Origin of the sequence: Brevibacillus parabrevis (assembly GCF_003710905.1) — a bacterium.
Classification (GTDB): Bacteria; Bacillota; Bacilli; order Brevibacillales; family Brevibacillaceae; genus Brevibacillus; species Brevibacillus parabrevis.
This window is the reverse complement of record NZ_RHHV01000006.1, coordinates 481,702-499,363: the sequence shown is the minus strand read 5'-3', so window position 1 is coordinate 499,363 and position 17,662 is coordinate 481,702. Positions and strand designations below refer to the sequence as shown.

Genomic DNA, 17,662 nt, shown 5'->3' with positions numbered 1-17,662 from the left:
CATTACGGGGTCAGTCCCGCTCTCGTCTGGGTGCTTTTGTTTATCGGCTCTGGCCTTGCGATCATGAACTTTCACACCGATGTCAGCATGCGCGAGGTGCACGAACGCATTTTTTATTTGATCACAGGAGAGCGAAGCGAGCAGCCGCTATGGTTGCAAATTCCGTACTCCATCGGGATCGGCATGGGGATGATCCTGTTTTTCAATCACATTTTCCAGAAAAAAATCAACGAAGAACCAAGCCCCCTGGAAGTGGAGCTGTTCATGTACCAGCAAAGCCTCGATCAATACTACATTCAAAACGAGAATAAAGAAAACCAGCGGACGAAGCTATGAGTGTATGGGAATGCGGTTTGCTGGTCTTGATTGGACTAGGGGGCGGGCTTGCGGTCGGGAGCGGGCTTGTCGCTTTCATCGCCGTGCTGGACATTATTCCGAGGCTGACGCAACTGACCAATGCTCACCGTCACATCCGCGCTTTCGAATGGGCCTTGGTGATGGGGGCGCTTTTTTTTACGTTGATCGACTTTTTTCATCTCGGTGCTCATTGGCCGAATGTGGTTACGGCTGTTTACGGCCTGTTTGCGGGAATCTTCGTCGGGACATTGGCAGCCGGACTGACGGAAGTGCTGAACGTCTTTCCGATCCTGGCAAAACGGCTCAGCATGGACGGCAGCCTGTTGTTTCTGTTGATGGCAGTCGTGTTTGGCAAAGTGACCGGATCACTCTTGCAATGGCTGTTGCATCTGTGAATTGGTAAATACCGCTATTCATAGGCAAAGTTTGAAAAAGGAAAGATAGAGGTATGAGACGTCTTACCTCGCAGGAAATATGGACTCACAAAGGAGTGAAAGGGCATGGCAACCAAAACGAAATCGAAGCCGGCTGGATCGTTGCAGATGACGAAGCAGCTATACCAGCAGCAGGCTTCCAAATTTCAGCCCAAGCGTAATGTCCTCCTGAACTCGTTGCGGGCGTTTTGGGTAGGAGGTACGATCTGCCTTCTCGGACAGGCCGTACAAAACATGTACATCCATTTCTTCGGCTTTACAGAGAAGACGGCGAGCAATCCGACGGTTGCCACGCTGATCTTTTTATCGGTTTTGCTGACGGGGCTTGGCGTCTATGACAACATCGGCCAGTATGCCGGGGCAGGCTCGGCTGTTCCGGTAACAGGGTTTGCCAACTCCATCGCTTCGGCTGCCATCGAGCATCGCAGCGAAGGACTTGTCCTCGGAGTGGGCGGCAACATGTTCAAGCTGGCAGGCTCGGTCATTGTGTTTGGGGTAGTGGCAGCCTTTGTCGCAGGCATTTTAAAAAGCTTGATCAACATGTTTTTCTAAGACGGGAGGGCTGGCTGTGTCGAGCAATCCACATCTGAAACGGGTGAGCCGCCAAACCTGGCACTTCGACCAGAATGTCCGCTTGCAAAGCTCGGCGGTAGCTGTCGGCCCCAAGGAAGGGGAAGGACCGCTCGCCTCTTTGTTTGACGTCATTCACGACGACATGTACGCCGGGCAGAATACGTGGGAGAACGCCGAGCGGCAGCTGCTGGAGGACGCTGTTTCGGCTGCGCTGAAAAAAGCGGGGATCGCGGGCAGCGAAGTCGATGCCATTTTGGCGGGCGATTTGCTGAATCAAAACATCACGACCAATTTCACTGCCGAAAAGCTGGAGATCCCGCTTCTGGGCATGTACGGGGCGTGCTCGACGTCCATGCTCACTTTGGCTACGGCTGCCGCTCTGGTGAATGCCGGATATGCCAACAGAGCGATTGCCGCTTGCAGCAGCCACAACGCCACAGCCGAGCGCCAATATCGCTATCCGACGGAATACGGCGGACAAAAGCCGCCCACGGCGCAATGGACGGTCACGGGCGCAGGGGCTGGGCTGGTTGGCATCGGAGGGACGGGACCGCGCATCACGTATGCGACGATGGGCAAAGTAGTGGACATGGGAATCAAAGACCCGCTGGATATGGGCTCAGCGATGGCGCCAGCAGCCGTCTCGACTTTTTTGGCTCATTTTCAGGACACGGGCAGAAAGCCACAAGACTACGATTTGATCGTGACGGGCGATCTCGCATCGGTCGGCTATCCGATCGTAAAAGAGCTGATGCTGGCGGAAGGCTACGACATGGATCAGGTGTACAACGATTGCGGCCTGATGATCTACACGCCCGATCAGGATGTGTTCGCTGGCGGCAGCGGCTGTGCAAGCAGCGCAGTCGTGACCTACAGCCATATTGTGGATCAGCTGAACCGCGGGTTGCTGAAAAAAGTGCTCGTATGCGCGACAGGCGCGCTGTTAAGCCCGGTCAGCACCCAGCAAGGCAATTCGATTCCGTGCATCGCGCACGCGGTCGCGCTCGAAGGAGGACAATGATGGAATATGTGATTGCTTTTGTCGTGGGCGGGCTTGTATGCGTCGTCGGACAGCTTTTGCTCGACGTCGGCAAGCTCACGCCAGCCCATGTCATGAGTACGTTGGTTGTCGCAGGTGTCGTGCTTGATTTTGTTGGCGTTTACGACAAATTCATCGACTTCGCCGGAGCGGGTGCTACGGTGCCGATCACAAGCTTCGGCCATGCGCTGTATCACGGAGCGATCAGCGAGGCGGAGCAACATGGCCTGATCGGGGTGACGACCGGCATTTTCGAGGTCACCAGTGCAGGGATATCGGCGGCGATCGCGTTCGGTTTTCTGGCTTCACTCGTCTTCAAACCAAAAGGCTGACGTCTAGGCGAGCAGAGGCGGTGAGCAAACGATGGAGCAAATGCGGCGCAAGGTCATTTTGGTAACAGATGGCGATCATATCGCACAAAAAGCTGTAGAAAGCGTCGCGCGAGAGCTGGGAGGCAGATGCATCTCGCTTTCGGCCGGAAACCCGACTCCTGTAAGGGGCGAACAGGTGGTAGAGCTGATCAAAATGACTCCGCATGATCCGGTCATCGTCATGTTTGATGACAACGGCGATTACGGCAAAGGGCGCGGGGAGCGGGCGATTGAGTACGTCGCTTTGCATCCTGACATTGAAGTAATCGGCGTCATTGCCGTTGCTTCCAATACGAAATGGGTTCATGGAGCGACTGTGGCCTATTCAGTCGACAACCAGGGACAGATCGTAGAAGAAGCGGTGGATAAGGACGGATATGCAGACGGGCAGCTCCAGCATCGCATTTACGGCGATACTGTTGACATTTTGAACACGTTGAAGCTGCCGAATGTCATCGGAATCGGAGACATCGGGAAAATGGACGGCCGTGACAGCTTGCAAAATGGCTGCCCGATCACCAAGAGAGCAGTGCAGTGGATCATGGAAAGGAGCGGCGCCTATGACGACAGTCACAGAGAAAAGACGGCCGATCTCAGAGCGGATTGAGGAAAACAAGGAGTATTTGAACGACAGGCTTGGCGTAGGAAAAAGCTTCGACATCGGAGTTCACGAATTTTTTGTGGGCAATACGAAGCTGCTCATGTACTACATAAACGGTTTTGCCGAGAGTATGCTCGTCTCGCAAATCATGCGCGAAATCAACGACTTGCGCGGCCGGGACATCACAGATAGCCTGTTTGAAACGCTGTTTTACAAATTCATTCCTTTCTACCAGCTTGCCAAGGTCGATACGACAGACGAATTTATGGACAAGCTGCTCGTCGGGCAAGTTGGCCTGATCCTCGATCGCTCGAATCACGCGATCATCATGGATACGAAAATTTTGCCGACGCGTTCCCCGCAAGAGCCAGACACCGAGCGGATCGTGCGCGGGGCGCATGACGGTTTCACGGAGACGCTTGTCATCAACACGGTTTTGACGCGCAGAAGAATCCGCGACGAGCGATTGCGGTTTGAAATCATGCAAGTGGGGGAGCGCACCAAAACGGATGTAGCGGTCGCCTATTTGCAAGATGTGGCGAACCCGCAGCTTGTCGATGAGTTGAAAGAACGGCTGCAAAATATCCAGATCGACGGGATTCCGATGGCGGAAAAGACGATTGAGGAGTTTATTATCGGAAAAACGTTGAATCCGTTTCCGCTCGTTCGCTACACGGAACGGCCAGACGTAGCCGCTGTCCACCTTTTGGAGGGGCACGTCCTGATCTATGTGGATACGTCTCCGAGCGTAATGATTACACCAGCGACTTACTTTCATCACGTTCAGCACGCGGAGGAGTATCGGCAAACCCCTGTGGTCGGTGCCTACTTGCGGTGGGTGCGCTTTTTCGGGATTTTCGCTTCCGTCTTCGTCCTGCCAATCTGGCTGCTCATGGTGATGCACCCATCGATGATTCCGGAGCAGCTTGATTTTATCGGAATGAAGGACAAGGGCAGTATCCCGCTGCTGGTGCAGTTTCTGCTCGCAGAGGTGGGACTTGATCTCATGCGGATGGCGGCGATTCATACGCCTGCGCCGCTGTCAGTGGCCATGGGCCTGTTAGCTGCGATTCTGGTCGGTGACGTTGCGATCAAGGTCGGACTGTTTGCGCCCGAAGTCATTCTCTATCTGGCCGTGGCGGCCATCGGGATGTTTGCGACGCCTAGCTATGAGTTGGGACTGGCGAATCGGCTCGTCCGCATCTTTTTGATTCTGATGGTGGGCTTCTTCTCCACACCTGGCTTGATGATCGGCTTTTTGGCTGTGCTGGTCGGACTCGCTGCGACGCGTTCCCTCAACACGCCGTATTTGTGGCCGTTCATCCCTTTCAACTACAAGGCGATGAAGGATGTGGTCGTCCGGCTTGCCGTTCCTAGCAAAAATAATCGGCCCAGCATCGTTCGCTCCCAAAATTCCTCGCGGCAATAATATTCTGAAAACGGATGCCAACACCCATTGTCAAACGCACAGCCTTGTAGTACATTGAATGGGGAAGCCTTACGATGCTTGTTATGTTTGGCAACTGACGCTTTTTGTCGGTTGCCTTTCTCTATAGGATCTGGGCTATTAGGATCGGCGTGATCAGACTGGGAGGAGCCAAATATGTTTTTACACGGGACAAGTCGAGTAAACGAGCAGGGGCATCTTGAAATCGGGGGCTGTGACACAACAAGTCTGGCGGCTACGTACGGAACACCGCTGTACGTCTATGACGAGGCGCAAATTCGCGCGAAATGCCGCAGCTTTGTGGAGGCGTTCAGCCAGACGGGATTCTCTTTTCAGGTAGCTTACGCAAGCAAAGCTTTCTGTACGATGGCGATGTGCAAGCTGATCGAGGAGGAAGGGCTTTCGCTCGACGTCGTATCGGGCGGGGAGCTGTACACAGCCTTGCAAGCGGGCTTTCCTGCTGATCGCATTCACTTCCACGGCAACAACAAGTCGCTGGACGAAATCAACATGGCTTTGGATGCGAAGATCGGCTGTTTTGTGGTAGACAACTTTTATGAGCTGCACACGCTGGCAGAAGTTGCGAAGGAGCGCGGCGAAAAGGTTGCCGTCCTCTTGCGCGTAACGCCTGGCGTAGAAGCTCATACGCACGAATATATTTCCACCGGGCAAATCGACTCGAAATTCGGCTTCGATGTGCAAAACGGGCAAGCTCTGAAAGCGATCCGCTATGCGCACGAGAGCAATCATCTGCACTTATTGGGCGTTCATAGCCATATCGGCTCGCAAATTTTTGAGACAGACGGTTTCCTTGTTGCGGTGAAGCGGTTGACTGAGTTGCTTGGTGACGCAAAAGACAAGCATGGCTTCCTTCCAGAGGTACTGAATGTCGGCGGCGGCTTCGGAATCCGCTACGTAGAGGGCGATACGCCACAGCCAGCCGAGACGTACATCAAGGCGATTACCGATCTCGTGCGCGAGGAGCTGACAGCGCGTGAAATCCCGCTGCCTGAGCTGTGGATCGAGCCGGGCCGCAGCATTGTCGGAGATGCAGGCACCACTTTGTACCGAATCGGTTCGCATAAAGAAATTCCGAATGTGCGCAAATACGTTGCCGTTGACGGCGGAATGACGGACAACTTGCGTCCGGCGCTGTACAACGCGCAATACGAAGCGGCGATTGCCAACAAAATGAACGAGAGTGCCACAGAAGTCGTCTCCATCGCCGGAAAATGCTGTGAGTCTGGCGATATGCTGATCTGGGACGTGAAGCTTCCTCCTGCTGCGGCTGGCGACATTTTGGCCGTAACCAGCACGGGCGCATACGGATATTCCATGTCCAACAACTACAACCGCATCGCTCGTCCTGCTGTTGTGTTCGTCAAAGAGGGAGAAGCCGAGCTGGTAGTAAAACGCGAGACGTACGCAGATGTCGTCGGCCACGATCTTTTGCCGAAACGGGCGCAATTGCAGCGCTAAGCGATCCAAAAAAGCAGACCAAGACCCTTCCGAAAAGCACAGGAAGGGTCTTTATATTTCCTTCATCTGGCATTCACGAAAAATTAAATCTTCCCTGCCATAATGGAGGTGGCGAGGAGGACAGATACAGCATGTTGTCGACTCTCATCAAAAAGTTTCGGCGCTTTCCCTATTTTTCCCTGGATAAGCGTCAATGGATGAAGAACGTCATTCGGCAGGAAATCGAGAAAGGCCGCAACGTCGTCATGTTTTATGTCGATATTGTCAAAATGACGGAAGTGGAGCAGCGCTACGGCGATACGAGCGCCAAACGCGTGCTGCACATTTTTGAAGGAATATTGCCGGGAGTAGCTCGCCAGGCATTCGAAATAAAAGGCAAGATTTTGGCGATTCAGAAGCTGTGGGGCGACGATTTCGCCATTTATGTGTCTTTTGGCGGACAGGTAAGCGATGAAGATTGCCGCATGCTTTCCATCCATTTTCAGGAGCTGGCGGAGCGGCAGCTGAATCGTCAGGTCAGCTTCGTCAACCGGGAAGACTTGCGGGTGCATATCGGCTATGCTACCATCGCGGGTCATGATATCGTCCGGGAAATGTACACGTCGGTGAAACACGCCGTCCACATGGCGAAGTACGGGATTACATCGGAAAAGTACACGCACATGACCCAATTTCACAAGCTGCTTGCGGAAGAAAATGTGAACATGCATTTTATGCCGATCATTCACCTGCCAGACGGCCAGGCGTTAGGGTGGGAGGCGCTTGCTCGCGGCCCGCAAAACAGTCCGTTTGCGACGCCCGCGACATTGTTCAGCTATGCGGAGGAGACGGATACCGTGTTTCGGCTGGAGCATATTTGCCGCAAGCGAGCATTGGAACAGCTGCGCTATTTAAATCCGAATGAAAAGTTGTTCATTAACCTTGATCCAAGGGCGATAGACGATCCCTTTTTGCTGAGGGGAAAGGTTCAGAGCTTGCTCGCCAATTACGGCCTGAACCCGCATAACATCGTCTTTGAAATAACGGAGCGTCACGCGATTACGAACTACGCGGTGTTTCGCAAAATTATCGAAGAGTACCGGAAAAAAGGCTATTTGATCGCCGTCGATGATGCAGGTGCGGGCTATTCCAGCCTGGAATCGATTACGGAGATTTACCCCGATTTCATCAAACTGGACATGTCGCTCATCCGCAATATCGATGTCGACCCGATCAAGCAGGCGCTGCTGGAAACGTTCGTCTCATTCGCCGAGAAGGTCAATTGCAAGATTATTGCGGAAGGCATCGAGACGGAGCGCGAGCTGGAGACGCTGATGGACGTAGGGGTGGTCTACGGCCAAGGCTACTATTTGGGCAAGCCGGACAAAGGGATGGCGCAAGTATCGGGTCAGGCGATGAACTTTTTGCGCTATATGCAGGAGAAGCAAAGAGACGGTGCGAAAGAGACGATCATCGTCGCACCAGACATGACGGAGATTTTGGCCAAGACGATTTGCGTGGAAAAGCACGTCAGGGTGCGGCGCGTCCATGAAATTTTCGAGCAAAACCAGCGAATTGAAAGCGTAGTCGTCCTGGAAGAGGGCAGACCGATCGGGTTGGTCATGCGCTTTTCGCTCTATCAAATTCTTGGCGGCCAGTACGGCATCGCCCTCTATTACGAGCGGCCTGTTTCCCACATCATGAACACGAACCCGCTGAAGGCCAGCAAAAACGACCGGCTGGACGAGGTAGCGAAACGAGCCATGGCGCGCGACGCCTATCATCTCTATGACGTCGTGATCATCGTCGGGGAGCAGAACGAGTATTTGGGCATTGTGACCGTGCAAAATTTGCTCGACAAGATGGCTTCGATCAAGCTGGAGATGGCCAGTTCCGCCAATCCGCTGACAGGGCTTCCAGGCAACGTGCAAATCGAGCGCGAACTGAACGGGCGGATCAAGCAGCGAGAGGCGCAGATGGTGATTTACTGCGATCTCGACCGCTTCAAATGGTTTAATGACCGCTACGGCTTTGAAGTGGGCGATCAAATCATCGTGCGGACGGCGAATTTGCTTCGGGATGCCTCCCGGCGCTTTGGAAGCGGCAATGACTTCATCGGGCATATCGGCGGCGACGACTTTATCCTCATCACCGCGGCAGATCATGTGGATGCGCTTGTCACGTATTTGATTGACTCGTTTTCCTCCTATTTTACGGACATCTACGAAAAATGCCGGATGGGAGACGATGTGCAATTGTCGATGTCCATGGCAGGCGTGGACTTGGGGCCAGGCATGTTTACGAGCGCGGAAGCCGTGGCGCGCCGGGCGGCCGATGTGAAAAAGTGGGCGAAATCGTATCCGGGAACGGTGTTTGTTCGCGACCGCGAGAGGGAAGAGCAGGCGAGTGTGGAGACTGCGGGTGGATGTTGAAAAAATCAAATAAAAAAGACACTAGCAAATTACTGCTAGTGTCTTTTTGTACTAGGTGAGTCTTATTCTCCCAATACCTTGACTTCTTTCATTTTATCGCCTTGCTTGATCGCGTCAACATGCTCCAAACCGGAAGTCACGCGGCCAAATACAGTATGTACGCCATCGAGGTGAGGGAACGCGTCGTAGCAGATGAAGAACTGGCTGCCGCCTGTGTCTTTTCCTGCGTGCGCCATCGAGAGGGCACCGCGTTGGTGTTTGTGCGGGTTTCCTTTGGTTTCACATTTGATAGTGTAACCAGGACCGCCAGTGCCAGTTCCGTATGGGCAACCGCCTTGTGCTACGAAGCCAGGGATGACACGGTGGAAAGACAGACCATTGTAGAAACCTTCGTTTGCCAGCTTTTCAAAGTTGCCGACAGTTCCTGGAGCTTCTTGATCGAACAGCTCCAGCTCGATTTGATTACCATTTTCCATGGTGATGTGCGCTTTTTTCATGGATGAGCCTCCAGACCTTGTAAAGTTAACGTTCCTATTTTACCACGCGTCATGGTTGTCGTCCAATTACATCCCGCTGGTTTAGTTATTTCAGCTTATTCCCCACAACACTGCCATTTTAAGCAAAAGTTATACAGGAAACTGTTAGATTCTGTCGAATCGGTTGTAATCAGGAGGGGGAGAAGAGAGTGGCTATAACGCAAAGAGGTAGACTTGATTTATTGAAAGAAGTGTACAAAAATCAACAGACAGAGGGAAAGTTTACGCATGAGACATTAAATTGCAACGATAAAAGTTCGCTATTAAAATATACAGCCTACTTGTATTTGGAGGATCATGGATGGCTTGCAATAAATGAGGTAAATCAAAGTGAATATGTAGTGAGAATAACTGGAAAAGGGATTGATATTGTAGAAAAGAGAGCCAAAAAGAAGCTCTTAAAAGTGTTTTTAAATTGGGCGGTAGTAGGCTATACACTCTTTGTTATTTGGTTCTTATTTCGATTGTTTCAGTTTGGGGAAATCAGTAACGGTGATAACAGCTTCATTGCTTTGGTTGGTTTCCTATTCACTATGTTGGGTACTTTAATTGCAGTGAATGACAGAGAATAGGACTTAGCCTTCGAATCAATTTTGGCTACTCTATTACTCTATTAATCAACGATTTGCGGCACCGACAGGCTTTTGCTTGTCGGTGCTTTTCTTTTCGCACATCGGAAAAGCCAATGCCTCACGAGCATCACGCCCGGCTCTTTCAGCCCCAAACGCCAGTCTTGAAGAGACTTGTAAGCCTATCCATCTGCTGGTATCCTAGAAGGTAGACGATTTTTTGCCGAGCAAAGCTTAGGGAATGGCGCTGGGTTTTTTGCGAAGCTGTTAAGGGGGAACCAATGGATCTATTTCATTTTGATTGGAAAACGGTACCGTTTCGCATGATTGCATTCGTTATCGCTTTCAGCTTGCACGAATGGGCGCACGCCTTTGTCGCCTGGAAACTGGGCGACAATACCGCCAAAAACGAGGGCCGCTTAACGATAAATCCGATCCCGCACATCGATCCGTTCGGGTTGATTCTCATTTTGTTTGGACCGTTCGGCTGGGCCAAGCCTGTGCCGATCAATCCGCTGCAATTTCGCGGGAACAAGCGACTCGGTATCGTGTATGTGTCGGCTGCTGGGCCATTGATCAACCTGGTGCTGGCGATTCTGTTCTGTATCATTTACATACTCACACGTTATTACGGCGTGATGGACGGAATGAGCGAAAAAGCTGCATTCGCATTGAAAACAACACTGGAATACTGTGTCTTCATCAATGTGGGCTTGTTTGTGTTCAACCTGCTGCCAGTTCCCCCGCTCGACGGGTATAAGATTTTGCGCTTCCTGTCTCCGCGCAGATGGGATGGAGCCTTTTACAATTTCGAAATCTATGGTCCTTGGTTGTTGCTTCTGCTGATTTTCATCCCGGGTGTTAGCGCAACCATTTTCGGTATACCTATGGGATTAATGGTGATGTGGGTGCAAAAAGTTGCCGGAAGCATCATCAGCGTGTTCATTTAAAGGAAACGAGGGGACGTCTTTTGGCCTACAGCATCAAACTTGATTCATTTGAAGGGCCCCTTGACCTTTTGCTTCATCTGATCGACAAGGCAGAAGTAGACATTTACGACATTCCGATTGCGGAAATTACCGAGCAATACCTCGCGACGATCGATCGCATGCAAGAGCTGCAACTCGATGTGGCCAGCGAGTTTGTCGTGATGGCGGCGACCCTTCTTTCGATCAAAAGCAAAATGCTTTTGCCGCGAAAAGAAGAGCACGTGTTCCAGCCTTTTCTCGACATGGACGTCGACGAGGTCGATCCGCGGGAAGAGCTGGTGGCGCGACTGTTGGAATACAAGCGCTACAAGCTGCTGGCTGAGCAACTGCGCGAGATGGAGATCGGCCGCAACCAGGTGTTTACCCGCCCTGCGGAAAATTTGGCTCCGTATGCGCGCGAGGAAGATACGACCGTCAAAAACGTGACGTTGTACGATCTGGTCAATGCGCTGGAAAAACTCGTGCAAAAAGCGAAAGACAAGGAACCGATGACAAAGGTTTCCCGCGATGAAATCTCCATCAAGGACCGGATGACGCAGATTCGCCAGCTGGTTCGCGTCGGAGGGGGCATGGTGCGCTTCTCCCAGCTTTTTGCCCAGGGAGCGACCCGCTCGGAAATCGTCACGACGTTTCTCGCTTTGCTGGAGCTGATGAAGGCAAAGCATATTACGTGTGTGCAAAATCAACTGTTTCAAGACATCATGATCTGTGATGCGGAAGGAGCCCACAACGATGGACTATGACAAGCTCAAAGGCGTGATCGAAGGCTTGCTGTTCATCTCGGGAGATGAAGGAATCGATGCCAAGGAGATTAGTGAAATCGTCGAGGTATCGGAAGAAGAGGTCGTTGACTTGATCGAGGACATGAAAGCGGACTTTCGCCGGGCAGGGCGCGGCGTGCAAATCGTCGAAGTGGCCAAAGCGTATCAGTTGACGACCTTGCCCGAGCATGTTCCTTATTTCGAGCGACTAGCCACTTCGCCTGGGCAATCGACGCTGTCCCAGGCAGCACTGGAGACGCTTGCCATCATTGCCTACAAGCAGCCGTTGACGCGCTCGGAAATCGAAGAAATACGCGGTGTAAAATGCGAAAAGGCACTCAATACGCTTTTGTCGAAACAGTTGATTCGCGAAGCGGGGAGAGCCGAAGGGATTGGACGCCCGATTTTGTACGCGACCACCAAAGAGTTTCTCGAGCATTTCGGACTGCGCGAAATTGCCGATCTACCCGAACCGCCTGTCAACCTGGATATCGAGGAAGTCCGCATGGAAGCCTCTGCTCTTTTTGGCAGACAGGAAGAAAAAGCAAACGATTAGTCGCTCCGGACAGTTTTTCGTACTACCGCCCGACTCGTCCCCATATATATGTACAAACCTGTGTATCGTTGTACTTTTGGGGATGGGGAGGACGTGTATGAACGTACGAAAACTTCTGTCCGGCGGACTCGTCGTTTTTCTTTTTATACAGCTATTGCTGGCTGGGCCACCCGCAGCACAGGCGCAAACGGCGCAGCCAAGCCTCTCGGCCGAAGGCGCTGCCTTGATTGATGTGGCGAGCGGGCGGATTCTGTATTCGAAAAACGGCACGAAAAAGATGCGGATCGCCAGCCTGACGAAGACGATGACGGCGATTGTCGCCATTGAGATGGGGAAGCTCGACGACCAGGTGACCGTACCGCCAGAAGCTGTCGGGGTCGAAGGCTCGTCCATCTACTTGAAGCGATCCGAAAAGCTGACGTTGGAAGAGCTGCTCTACGGTCTCATGCTGCGCTCAGGCAATGATGCTGCCGTTACGATTGCCACCCACATTGGCGGCTCGGTTCCGGGCTTCACTTATATGATGAACGAAAAGGCAGCCATGATCGGAATGGAGCATACGAATTTTACTAACCCGCACGGACTGGATGACAGCAACCAGCACTATTCTACGGCCGAAGATATGGCGAAGCTGTCCGCCTATGCTTTGCGCAATCCGGTTTTTCGGCAAATTGTTTCCACCAAGGTCAAAGACATCTCCTGGGAAGGGGAGCAGTGGGACAGACGGCTGCTCAACAAAAACAAGATGCTGCATCTGTACAACGGAGCAGACGGGGTGAAAACAGGCTACACGAAGCTGGCGAAGCGTTGTCTCGCCGCCTCGGCTACCCGCGAAGGAAGGCAGCTCGCGACCATCACTTTAAATGCTTCGGACGACTGGAATGATTCTGCAAAGCTTTTGGACTACGGCTTTGCCAACTTTCCGGTCAAGCAGTTGGTCGGTGAAGGCCAGGACATCCAGCCAGAAACTCCGGTTACGATGGAAGCGGGCGCCCATTTGGTGACACAAAACGCTTTTCGCTACCCGCTCCAGTCTGCGGAAGAGGCAGCGATCAAACAACGCGTTGTGATGGGACAGTCGACAATCACCCCCCAGATGGAAGGGCAGCTCGTCGGTTTCTTGCAGGTGTACATGAAGGAAAACATGATCGGACAAGTGCCGCTCGTCGTGCGCGCCGACGCTCCGACGGCAAGTCAGCCTGCGAGCGGTGAGCACTTGTTCTGGAAGCAGTTCTGGGACATTGTGGCAGGGGGGCTGTGGCGTGCTTAATGTCATCTGGCTCGCTTTGATCGTCATCTCAATCGTCGTCGCCGCCTTCACAGGTCGCATGGAGGCAATCAACGCCGCAGCTTTTGAAGGCGCGAAGACAGGCGTCACCGTATGCTTCGGTTTGCTCAGCGTCCTCGCCTTTTGGCTGGGCATTATGCGCGTAGCGGAAAAATCCGGGTTGCTTGCGCTGTTGTCCAAAGTGCTGTCTCCGCTTATTCAGCTGCTGTTTCCCGATGTGCCAAAAGGCCATCCAGCCATGGGCTATATTTTGTCGAACATGAGTGCCAATCTGCTCGGTCTTGGCAATGCCGCAACGCCGATGGGGCTGAAAGCGATGGAGGAATTGCAGAAGCTGAATCCAGACAAGCAAAAAGCTTCCCCGGCGATGTGCACGCTGCTGGCGATCAACACGGCGAGCATCACGATCATTCCGACAACCATGATTGCGATTCGCATGCAGTACGGCTCCGTCAATCCGGTGGAGATTGTCGGGACGACGCTCGTCTCTTCCTTTGCGGCAACGATCGTGGCCTTGTTGATTGATCGCTGGTATCGCTATCGTCACTTACGACGTCACAATTAGGGGGAAACCGTATGTATCAATGGGTATCCCTGATCTCGCTCTGGGCGATTCCCGTTACGATTGCGTTTGTCCTCTTGTACGGATGGCGCCGACAAGTTCCTGTATACGAGACATTTGTCGAGGGAGCAAAAGGCGGGCTTTCGACGACGATTCGCATTTTGCCCCATCTGATTGCGATGATGGTGGCGGTCAGCATGTTCCGCGAGTCTGGGGCACTTGACATGCTGTTGCGCGGCATAAAGCCTGTGCTAGACTTTCTCCACTTTCCCGAGGAGCTGGTGCCGCTCGCTCTGTTGCGTCCGCTCACCGGGACGGGGTCGCTTGCCATCGCTACCGATTTGATCGCGCAGTACGGGCCGGACTCGTTTTTCGGAAGACTGGCGGCTACGATGCAAGGGAGTACGGACACGACCTTGTACGTCCTGACTGTTTATTTTGGGGCTGTCGGCATTCGCAACTCCGGCTACGCCTTGAAGGTCGGGCTATGGTCTGATCTGGCGGGGGTCATTTTCTCCTTGCTGATCGTCTCGTACGTTTTTTCCTGAACGCAAGAATTGTCAAATACGCAGGGAAAACTTCCTCGAAACATGGGGAAGTTTTTCCCTTTTTCTTGTCCACACTGGTAAGAATGGGTATGATGTTGTAGAGGTGATCCAACGATGGAACGATTGCAAAAGGTATTGGCGCATGCTGGAGTCGCCTCTCGCCGGCATTGTGAGGAATTGATCGCACAGGGACATGTGCAGGTAAACGGCAAGGTTGTTCACGAGCAGGGAATCAAGGTCGACCCTGCGACAGACAAGATTACGGTAAAAGGCCGGGAAATCGTGCTGGAGCAGCACGTCTACTATTTGCTGTACAAGCCGACAGGTGTGATTACGAGCGCAAGCGACCCTCAAGGACGCAAAGTGGTCACGGAACTGCTCGTGGGGGTAAAAGAACGCGTCTATCCGGTAGGACGGCTTGACTACGACACATCCGGCTTGCTGCTGTTGACCAATGACGGCGATCTGGCCAACAAGCTTGCCCACCCGAGCTACGAAATCGACAAAGTATACCGCGCCTGGGTAAAAGGCGTACCTAGCCAGGACAAGCTGAAAAAGCTCGCAACGGGCATTCTCCTGGAAGATGGCATGACTTCGCCGGGGGCGTCCAAATTGCTCAAAACCGAGCAAGGGAACGCCAAGGCGCTGATCGAGCTGACGATTCACGAAGGACGCAATCGCCAGGTGCGGCGAATGTGCGCGGCGATCGGGCATCCGGTGCTGACGCTGGAGCGTGTTCGCTTAGGATTTTTGACGCTGGAAGGACTGCGCGCAGGCCAGTTTCGAGCGCTGAGCAAGCAGGAAGTAGACAAGCTGAAGCAAGGATTGGTGCAAAACAGACGGAGCAAAGGGCCAAAAGCGTGATTCGTTCAAAATCTGTTCATAAGTTATGCGCTGGCGGAAAATCTAGGAACGCTATAATAGAATGGATAATGCTTGCAATTTACAAGTAGTAGATGGGAGTATGGGCATCATGAACAAAACCAACCGTACATATGTCAGGGTCGCGGTACTGGGTCTTTTGCTTGTCGCTCTGGTTTTTGCTCTCTATTCCAGCTTCGTGAAGGACCCGAATGCTGTCAAAGTAGGGGGCGATGCTCCGAATTTCAGTTTGGAGCAGCTGAACGGACCAGAACTGGCGCTTGACGATTTGAAAGGGAAGGGCGTCGTGCTCAATTTCTGGGGCACATGGTGCGAGCCCTGTAAAAAGGAAATGCCAGCCTTGCAGGAGCAGTACAACAAGTTCAAGGACAAGGGACTGGTTGTCGTCGGTGTGAACATTGGAGAAGCTCCCGTTGCCGTAGAGCCGTTTGTGAAGCAGTTCGGTGTCGACTTCCCGATTTTGCTGGATCGCCAATCGCAAATTACGAAGTTGTACCGGATCGGTCCTATTCCTACGACGTTTTTTATTGCGCCGGATGGAGAAGTGAAGGAGATTTTCATCGGGCAACTAAATGAAGCAATGATTGCGGACAAAATGTCCAAAATCTTGCCCAAGTGAGGAGCATTATGGATCAGCGAAAATGTGAATGTGGGCACACGAATCCGGTAGGGACGCTGCTCTGTGAGTCGTGCGGGAAGCCGTTGAACGTCGAAGTATACGAGCAGACGGCATTTCCTGACATGCGCTACGAAGGGATGGCACGGCGTTCCCAGACGTATACGAAAAAATGGATTGACCGGATCTGGAATTATTTTTCCTCGGTCAAAATTGCAATCGGTATCATTATTGTCATTCTGGTTGCTTCGGCGGTCGGAACGATCTTCCCGCAGCAGCAATACATCCCCGTTCCGGTTCCGACAGAAGCGGATGTGGCGCGATTCTACACGGATACATACGGAGTGCTCGGGACGGTTTACTACGGACTTGGCTTTCACAATCTGTACTCTTCCTGGTGGTTCGTGACTCTGCTCGTGCTTTTGGGAACATCGCTTGTCATCTGTAGTCTCGACCGGGTCATTCCGCTCTACAAGGCGCTCAGCAAACCGCGTCTCAATCAGCACAAGTCCTTTTTGAAGGGGCAAAAGCTGTTTGCCGAAGGAGAGCTTGCCCCGGATGTCGATCAGGCCGAGCTTTTGGACAGCTCCGCACTGGCTCTGAAGAAAAAAGGGTACCGGATTTTCCGGGCAGAGCGTGCGATCATGGCGGAAAAAGGCCGCTTCAGCCGCTGGGGGCCTTATGTGAACCACATCGGTCTGATTCTGTTTCTGATCGGCGTACTCATGCGCAACATTCCGGGATTTTACATGGACGAGTTTGTGTGGGTGCGGGAAGGGCAGACGGTCGCGATACCGGATACGCCTTATTACATAAAAAGCGAAAACTACCATACCGAGTATTGGTCGGAAGAAGAGATGCCGGCAAAGCTGGAGTTGAATGGAGGCGTCATTCCAAAAAGCTTCCAGACGGACGCCATCCTGTACGTAAACAAAAATGCAGAAGTGCCGGGGAAAAAGCCTGATTTGATCGAAGTGCAGAAAGGCCCTATTATCGTGAACCATCCGATGATGGAGGGGGACCTCGCGATTTATCAGTCTGGCGTTCAGGAAATGCAGCTTGGCGCTCTCAATTTTGTGCTGGTCGATGTGAAACAAGGGAACAAGGAACTTGGGCCAATCAAGATTGACTTGTACAATCCGGCGGCGGAGCAAGAGATTGCGGCGGGCATCAAAGTGCGCGTTCTGGATTACTTCCCGGATTTCGTCATGGGCAAAGACGGCAAGCCTGCTACGCAAACCAATTTGCCGAAAAATCCGATGGTCGCACTGGAAATTGCGGACGAGTCCACGAACCAGAACGAGAAGCTGGTCTACCTGCAAGGTTCGGTTTTGACGCAAAAATCCGATGGCCGCTTCGGGCTGGTTTTCAAAAAGCCTGATCTGATCGATATTTCCGGTTTGAACGTACGGATCGACAAAGCTGTGCCGCTCATCTACTTCGGAGCCTTCATTTTTATGATCGGGGTCGTAATGGGCTTCTTCTGGCAGCACCGTCGGGTCTGGGTGCAGACGCAGGAAGGAACGGTTCTTCTGGCAGCGCATACAAACAAAAACTGGTTCGGGCTTCGCAGGGAGGTCGACGGACTGGTGGAACAGCTCAAGCTTCCTGTAACGGTTGAAGAAAAAACGAAGGCGTAAAGC

At 52.6% G+C, this 17,662-nt stretch carries 19 protein-coding genes and 1 pseudogene; 19 read left to right on the top strand and 1 reads right to left on the bottom strand.

What is annotated here, in order from left to right; translation table 11 throughout:
• The 9 genes and pseudogenes from EDM60_RS08860 to EDM60_RS08820 all read left to right on the top strand — a co-directional run.
• Positions 1-336 (top strand): annotated as a pseudogene (locus EDM60_RS08860) (stage V sporulation protein AA); the annotation flags it as partial.
• Positions 333-752 (top strand): stage V sporulation protein AB, encoded by a 420-nt coding sequence (locus tag EDM60_RS08855; RefSeq protein ID WP_122963635.1) that lies wholly within the window; start codon positions 333-335, stop codon positions 750-752. The pseudogene EDM60_RS08860 and the gene EDM60_RS08855, both read left to right, overlap by 4 nt.
• Positions 753-857: 105 nt before the next feature.
• Positions 858-1,343, top strand: coding sequence for a stage V sporulation protein AC (gene spoVAC / locus EDM60_RS08850; RefSeq protein ID WP_122963634.1), 486 nt, complete (start codon positions 858-860; stop codon positions 1,341-1,343).
• Between the two features lie 16 nt (positions 1,344-1,359).
• On the top strand, positions 1,360-2,385 hold the full coding sequence (spoVAD, locus tag EDM60_RS08845) for a stage V sporulation protein AD (protein ID WP_122963633.1): 1,026 nt from the start codon (positions 1,360-1,362) through the stop codon (positions 2,383-2,385).
• The gene (gene spoVAE / locus EDM60_RS08840) at positions 2,385-2,735 is read left to right on the top strand and encodes a stage V sporulation protein AE (protein WP_063226888.1); all 351 of its coding nucleotides are present in this window, start codon (positions 2,385-2,387) and stop codon (positions 2,733-2,735) included. Before spoVAD ends, spoVAE begins: the two co-directional genes overlap by 1 nt.
• Positions 2,736-2,766: 31 nt before the next feature.
• A complete protein-coding gene (spoVAEA, locus tag EDM60_RS08835; RefSeq protein ID WP_122963632.1) occupies positions 2,767-3,381 on the top strand; it encodes a stage V sporulation protein SpoVABEA in 615 nt (204 codons plus the stop codon).
• Complete coding sequence (locus tag EDM60_RS08830; protein ID WP_122963631.1) at positions 3,335-4,804, top strand: spore germination protein; 1,470 nt, start codon at positions 3,335-3,337, stop codon at positions 4,802-4,804. The genes spoVAEA and EDM60_RS08830 overlap by 47 nt, the downstream gene beginning before the upstream one ends.
• A 174-nt stretch (positions 4,805-4,978) precedes the next feature.
• Complete coding sequence (lysA, locus tag EDM60_RS08825; protein ID WP_122963630.1) at positions 4,979-6,301, top strand: diaminopimelate decarboxylase; 1,323 nt, start codon at positions 4,979-4,981, stop codon at positions 6,299-6,301.
• A 131-nt stretch (positions 6,302-6,432) separates the two neighbouring features.
• Positions 6,433-8,712, top strand: a complete 2,280-nt coding sequence (locus EDM60_RS08820) for a GGDEF domain-containing protein (protein ID WP_122963629.1) — start codon at positions 6,433-6,435, stop codon at positions 8,710-8,712.
• A 62-nt stretch (positions 8,713-8,774) separates the two neighbouring features.
• On the opposite strand, the gene EDM60_RS08815 is transcribed toward EDM60_RS08820, so the two are convergent.
• Complete coding sequence (locus tag EDM60_RS08815) at positions 8,775-9,209, bottom strand: peptidylprolyl isomerase (protein ID WP_122963628.1); 435 nt, start codon at positions 9,207-9,209, stop codon at positions 8,775-8,777.
• 188 nt (positions 9,210-9,397) lie between these two features.
• Between EDM60_RS08815 and EDM60_RS08810 the strand changes: the two genes are divergently transcribed.
• From EDM60_RS08810 to resB, 10 genes are all read left to right on the top strand, one after another.
• Positions 9,398-9,820, top strand: coding sequence for a hypothetical protein (locus EDM60_RS08810; protein ID WP_122963627.1), 423 nt, complete (start codon positions 9,398-9,400; stop codon positions 9,818-9,820).
• Between the two features lie 278 nt (positions 9,821-10,098).
• The gene (locus EDM60_RS08805) at positions 10,099-10,767 is read left to right on the top strand and encodes a site-2 protease family protein (protein WP_122963626.1); all 669 of its coding nucleotides are present in this window, start codon (positions 10,099-10,101) and stop codon (positions 10,765-10,767) included.
• 20 nt (positions 10,768-10,787) lie between these two features.
• On the top strand, positions 10,788-11,549 hold the full coding sequence (locus EDM60_RS08800; RefSeq protein WP_122963625.1) for a segregation/condensation protein A: 762 nt from the start codon (positions 10,788-10,790) through the stop codon (positions 11,547-11,549).
• Positions 11,539-12,123, top strand: a complete 585-nt coding sequence (gene scpB / locus EDM60_RS08795; protein ID WP_063226896.1) for an SMC-Scp complex subunit ScpB — start codon at positions 11,539-11,541, stop codon at positions 12,121-12,123. The genes EDM60_RS08800 and scpB overlap by 11 nt, the downstream gene beginning before the upstream one ends.
• Before the next feature lie 97 nt (positions 12,124-12,220).
• Entirely contained in the window at positions 12,221-13,393 is a 1,173-nt protein-coding gene (locus EDM60_RS08790; RefSeq protein WP_122963624.1) for a D-alanyl-D-alanine carboxypeptidase family protein, read from the top strand.
• Positions 13,386-13,976, top strand: coding sequence for a nucleoside recognition domain-containing protein (locus EDM60_RS08785; protein ID WP_122963623.1), 591 nt, complete (start codon positions 13,386-13,388; stop codon positions 13,974-13,976). Before EDM60_RS08790 ends, EDM60_RS08785 begins: the two co-directional genes overlap by 8 nt.
• An 11-nt stretch (positions 13,977-13,987) precedes the next feature.
• A complete protein-coding gene (locus EDM60_RS08780; RefSeq protein ID WP_122963622.1) occupies positions 13,988-14,521 on the top strand; it encodes a spore maturation protein in 534 nt (177 codons plus the stop codon).
• A gap of 114 nt (positions 14,522-14,635) precedes the next feature.
• On the top strand, positions 14,636-15,385 hold the full coding sequence (locus EDM60_RS08775) for a pseudouridine synthase (protein ID WP_122963621.1): 750 nt from the start codon (positions 14,636-14,638) through the stop codon (positions 15,383-15,385).
• Between the two features lie 109 nt (positions 15,386-15,494).
• Positions 15,495-16,022 (top strand): thiol-disulfide oxidoreductase ResA, encoded by a 528-nt coding sequence (gene resA, locus EDM60_RS08770; RefSeq protein WP_122963620.1) that lies wholly within the window; start codon positions 15,495-15,497, stop codon positions 16,020-16,022.
• An 8-nt stretch (positions 16,023-16,030) separates the two neighbouring features.
• Positions 16,031-17,659 carry a cytochrome c biogenesis protein ResB gene (gene resB, locus EDM60_RS08765; RefSeq protein ID WP_122963619.1) on the top strand — a complete coding sequence of 543 codons (1,629 nt, stop codon included), beginning with the start codon at positions 16,031-16,033 and terminating at the stop codon, positions 17,657-17,659.
• Positions 17,660-17,662 lie beyond the last annotated feature (3 nt).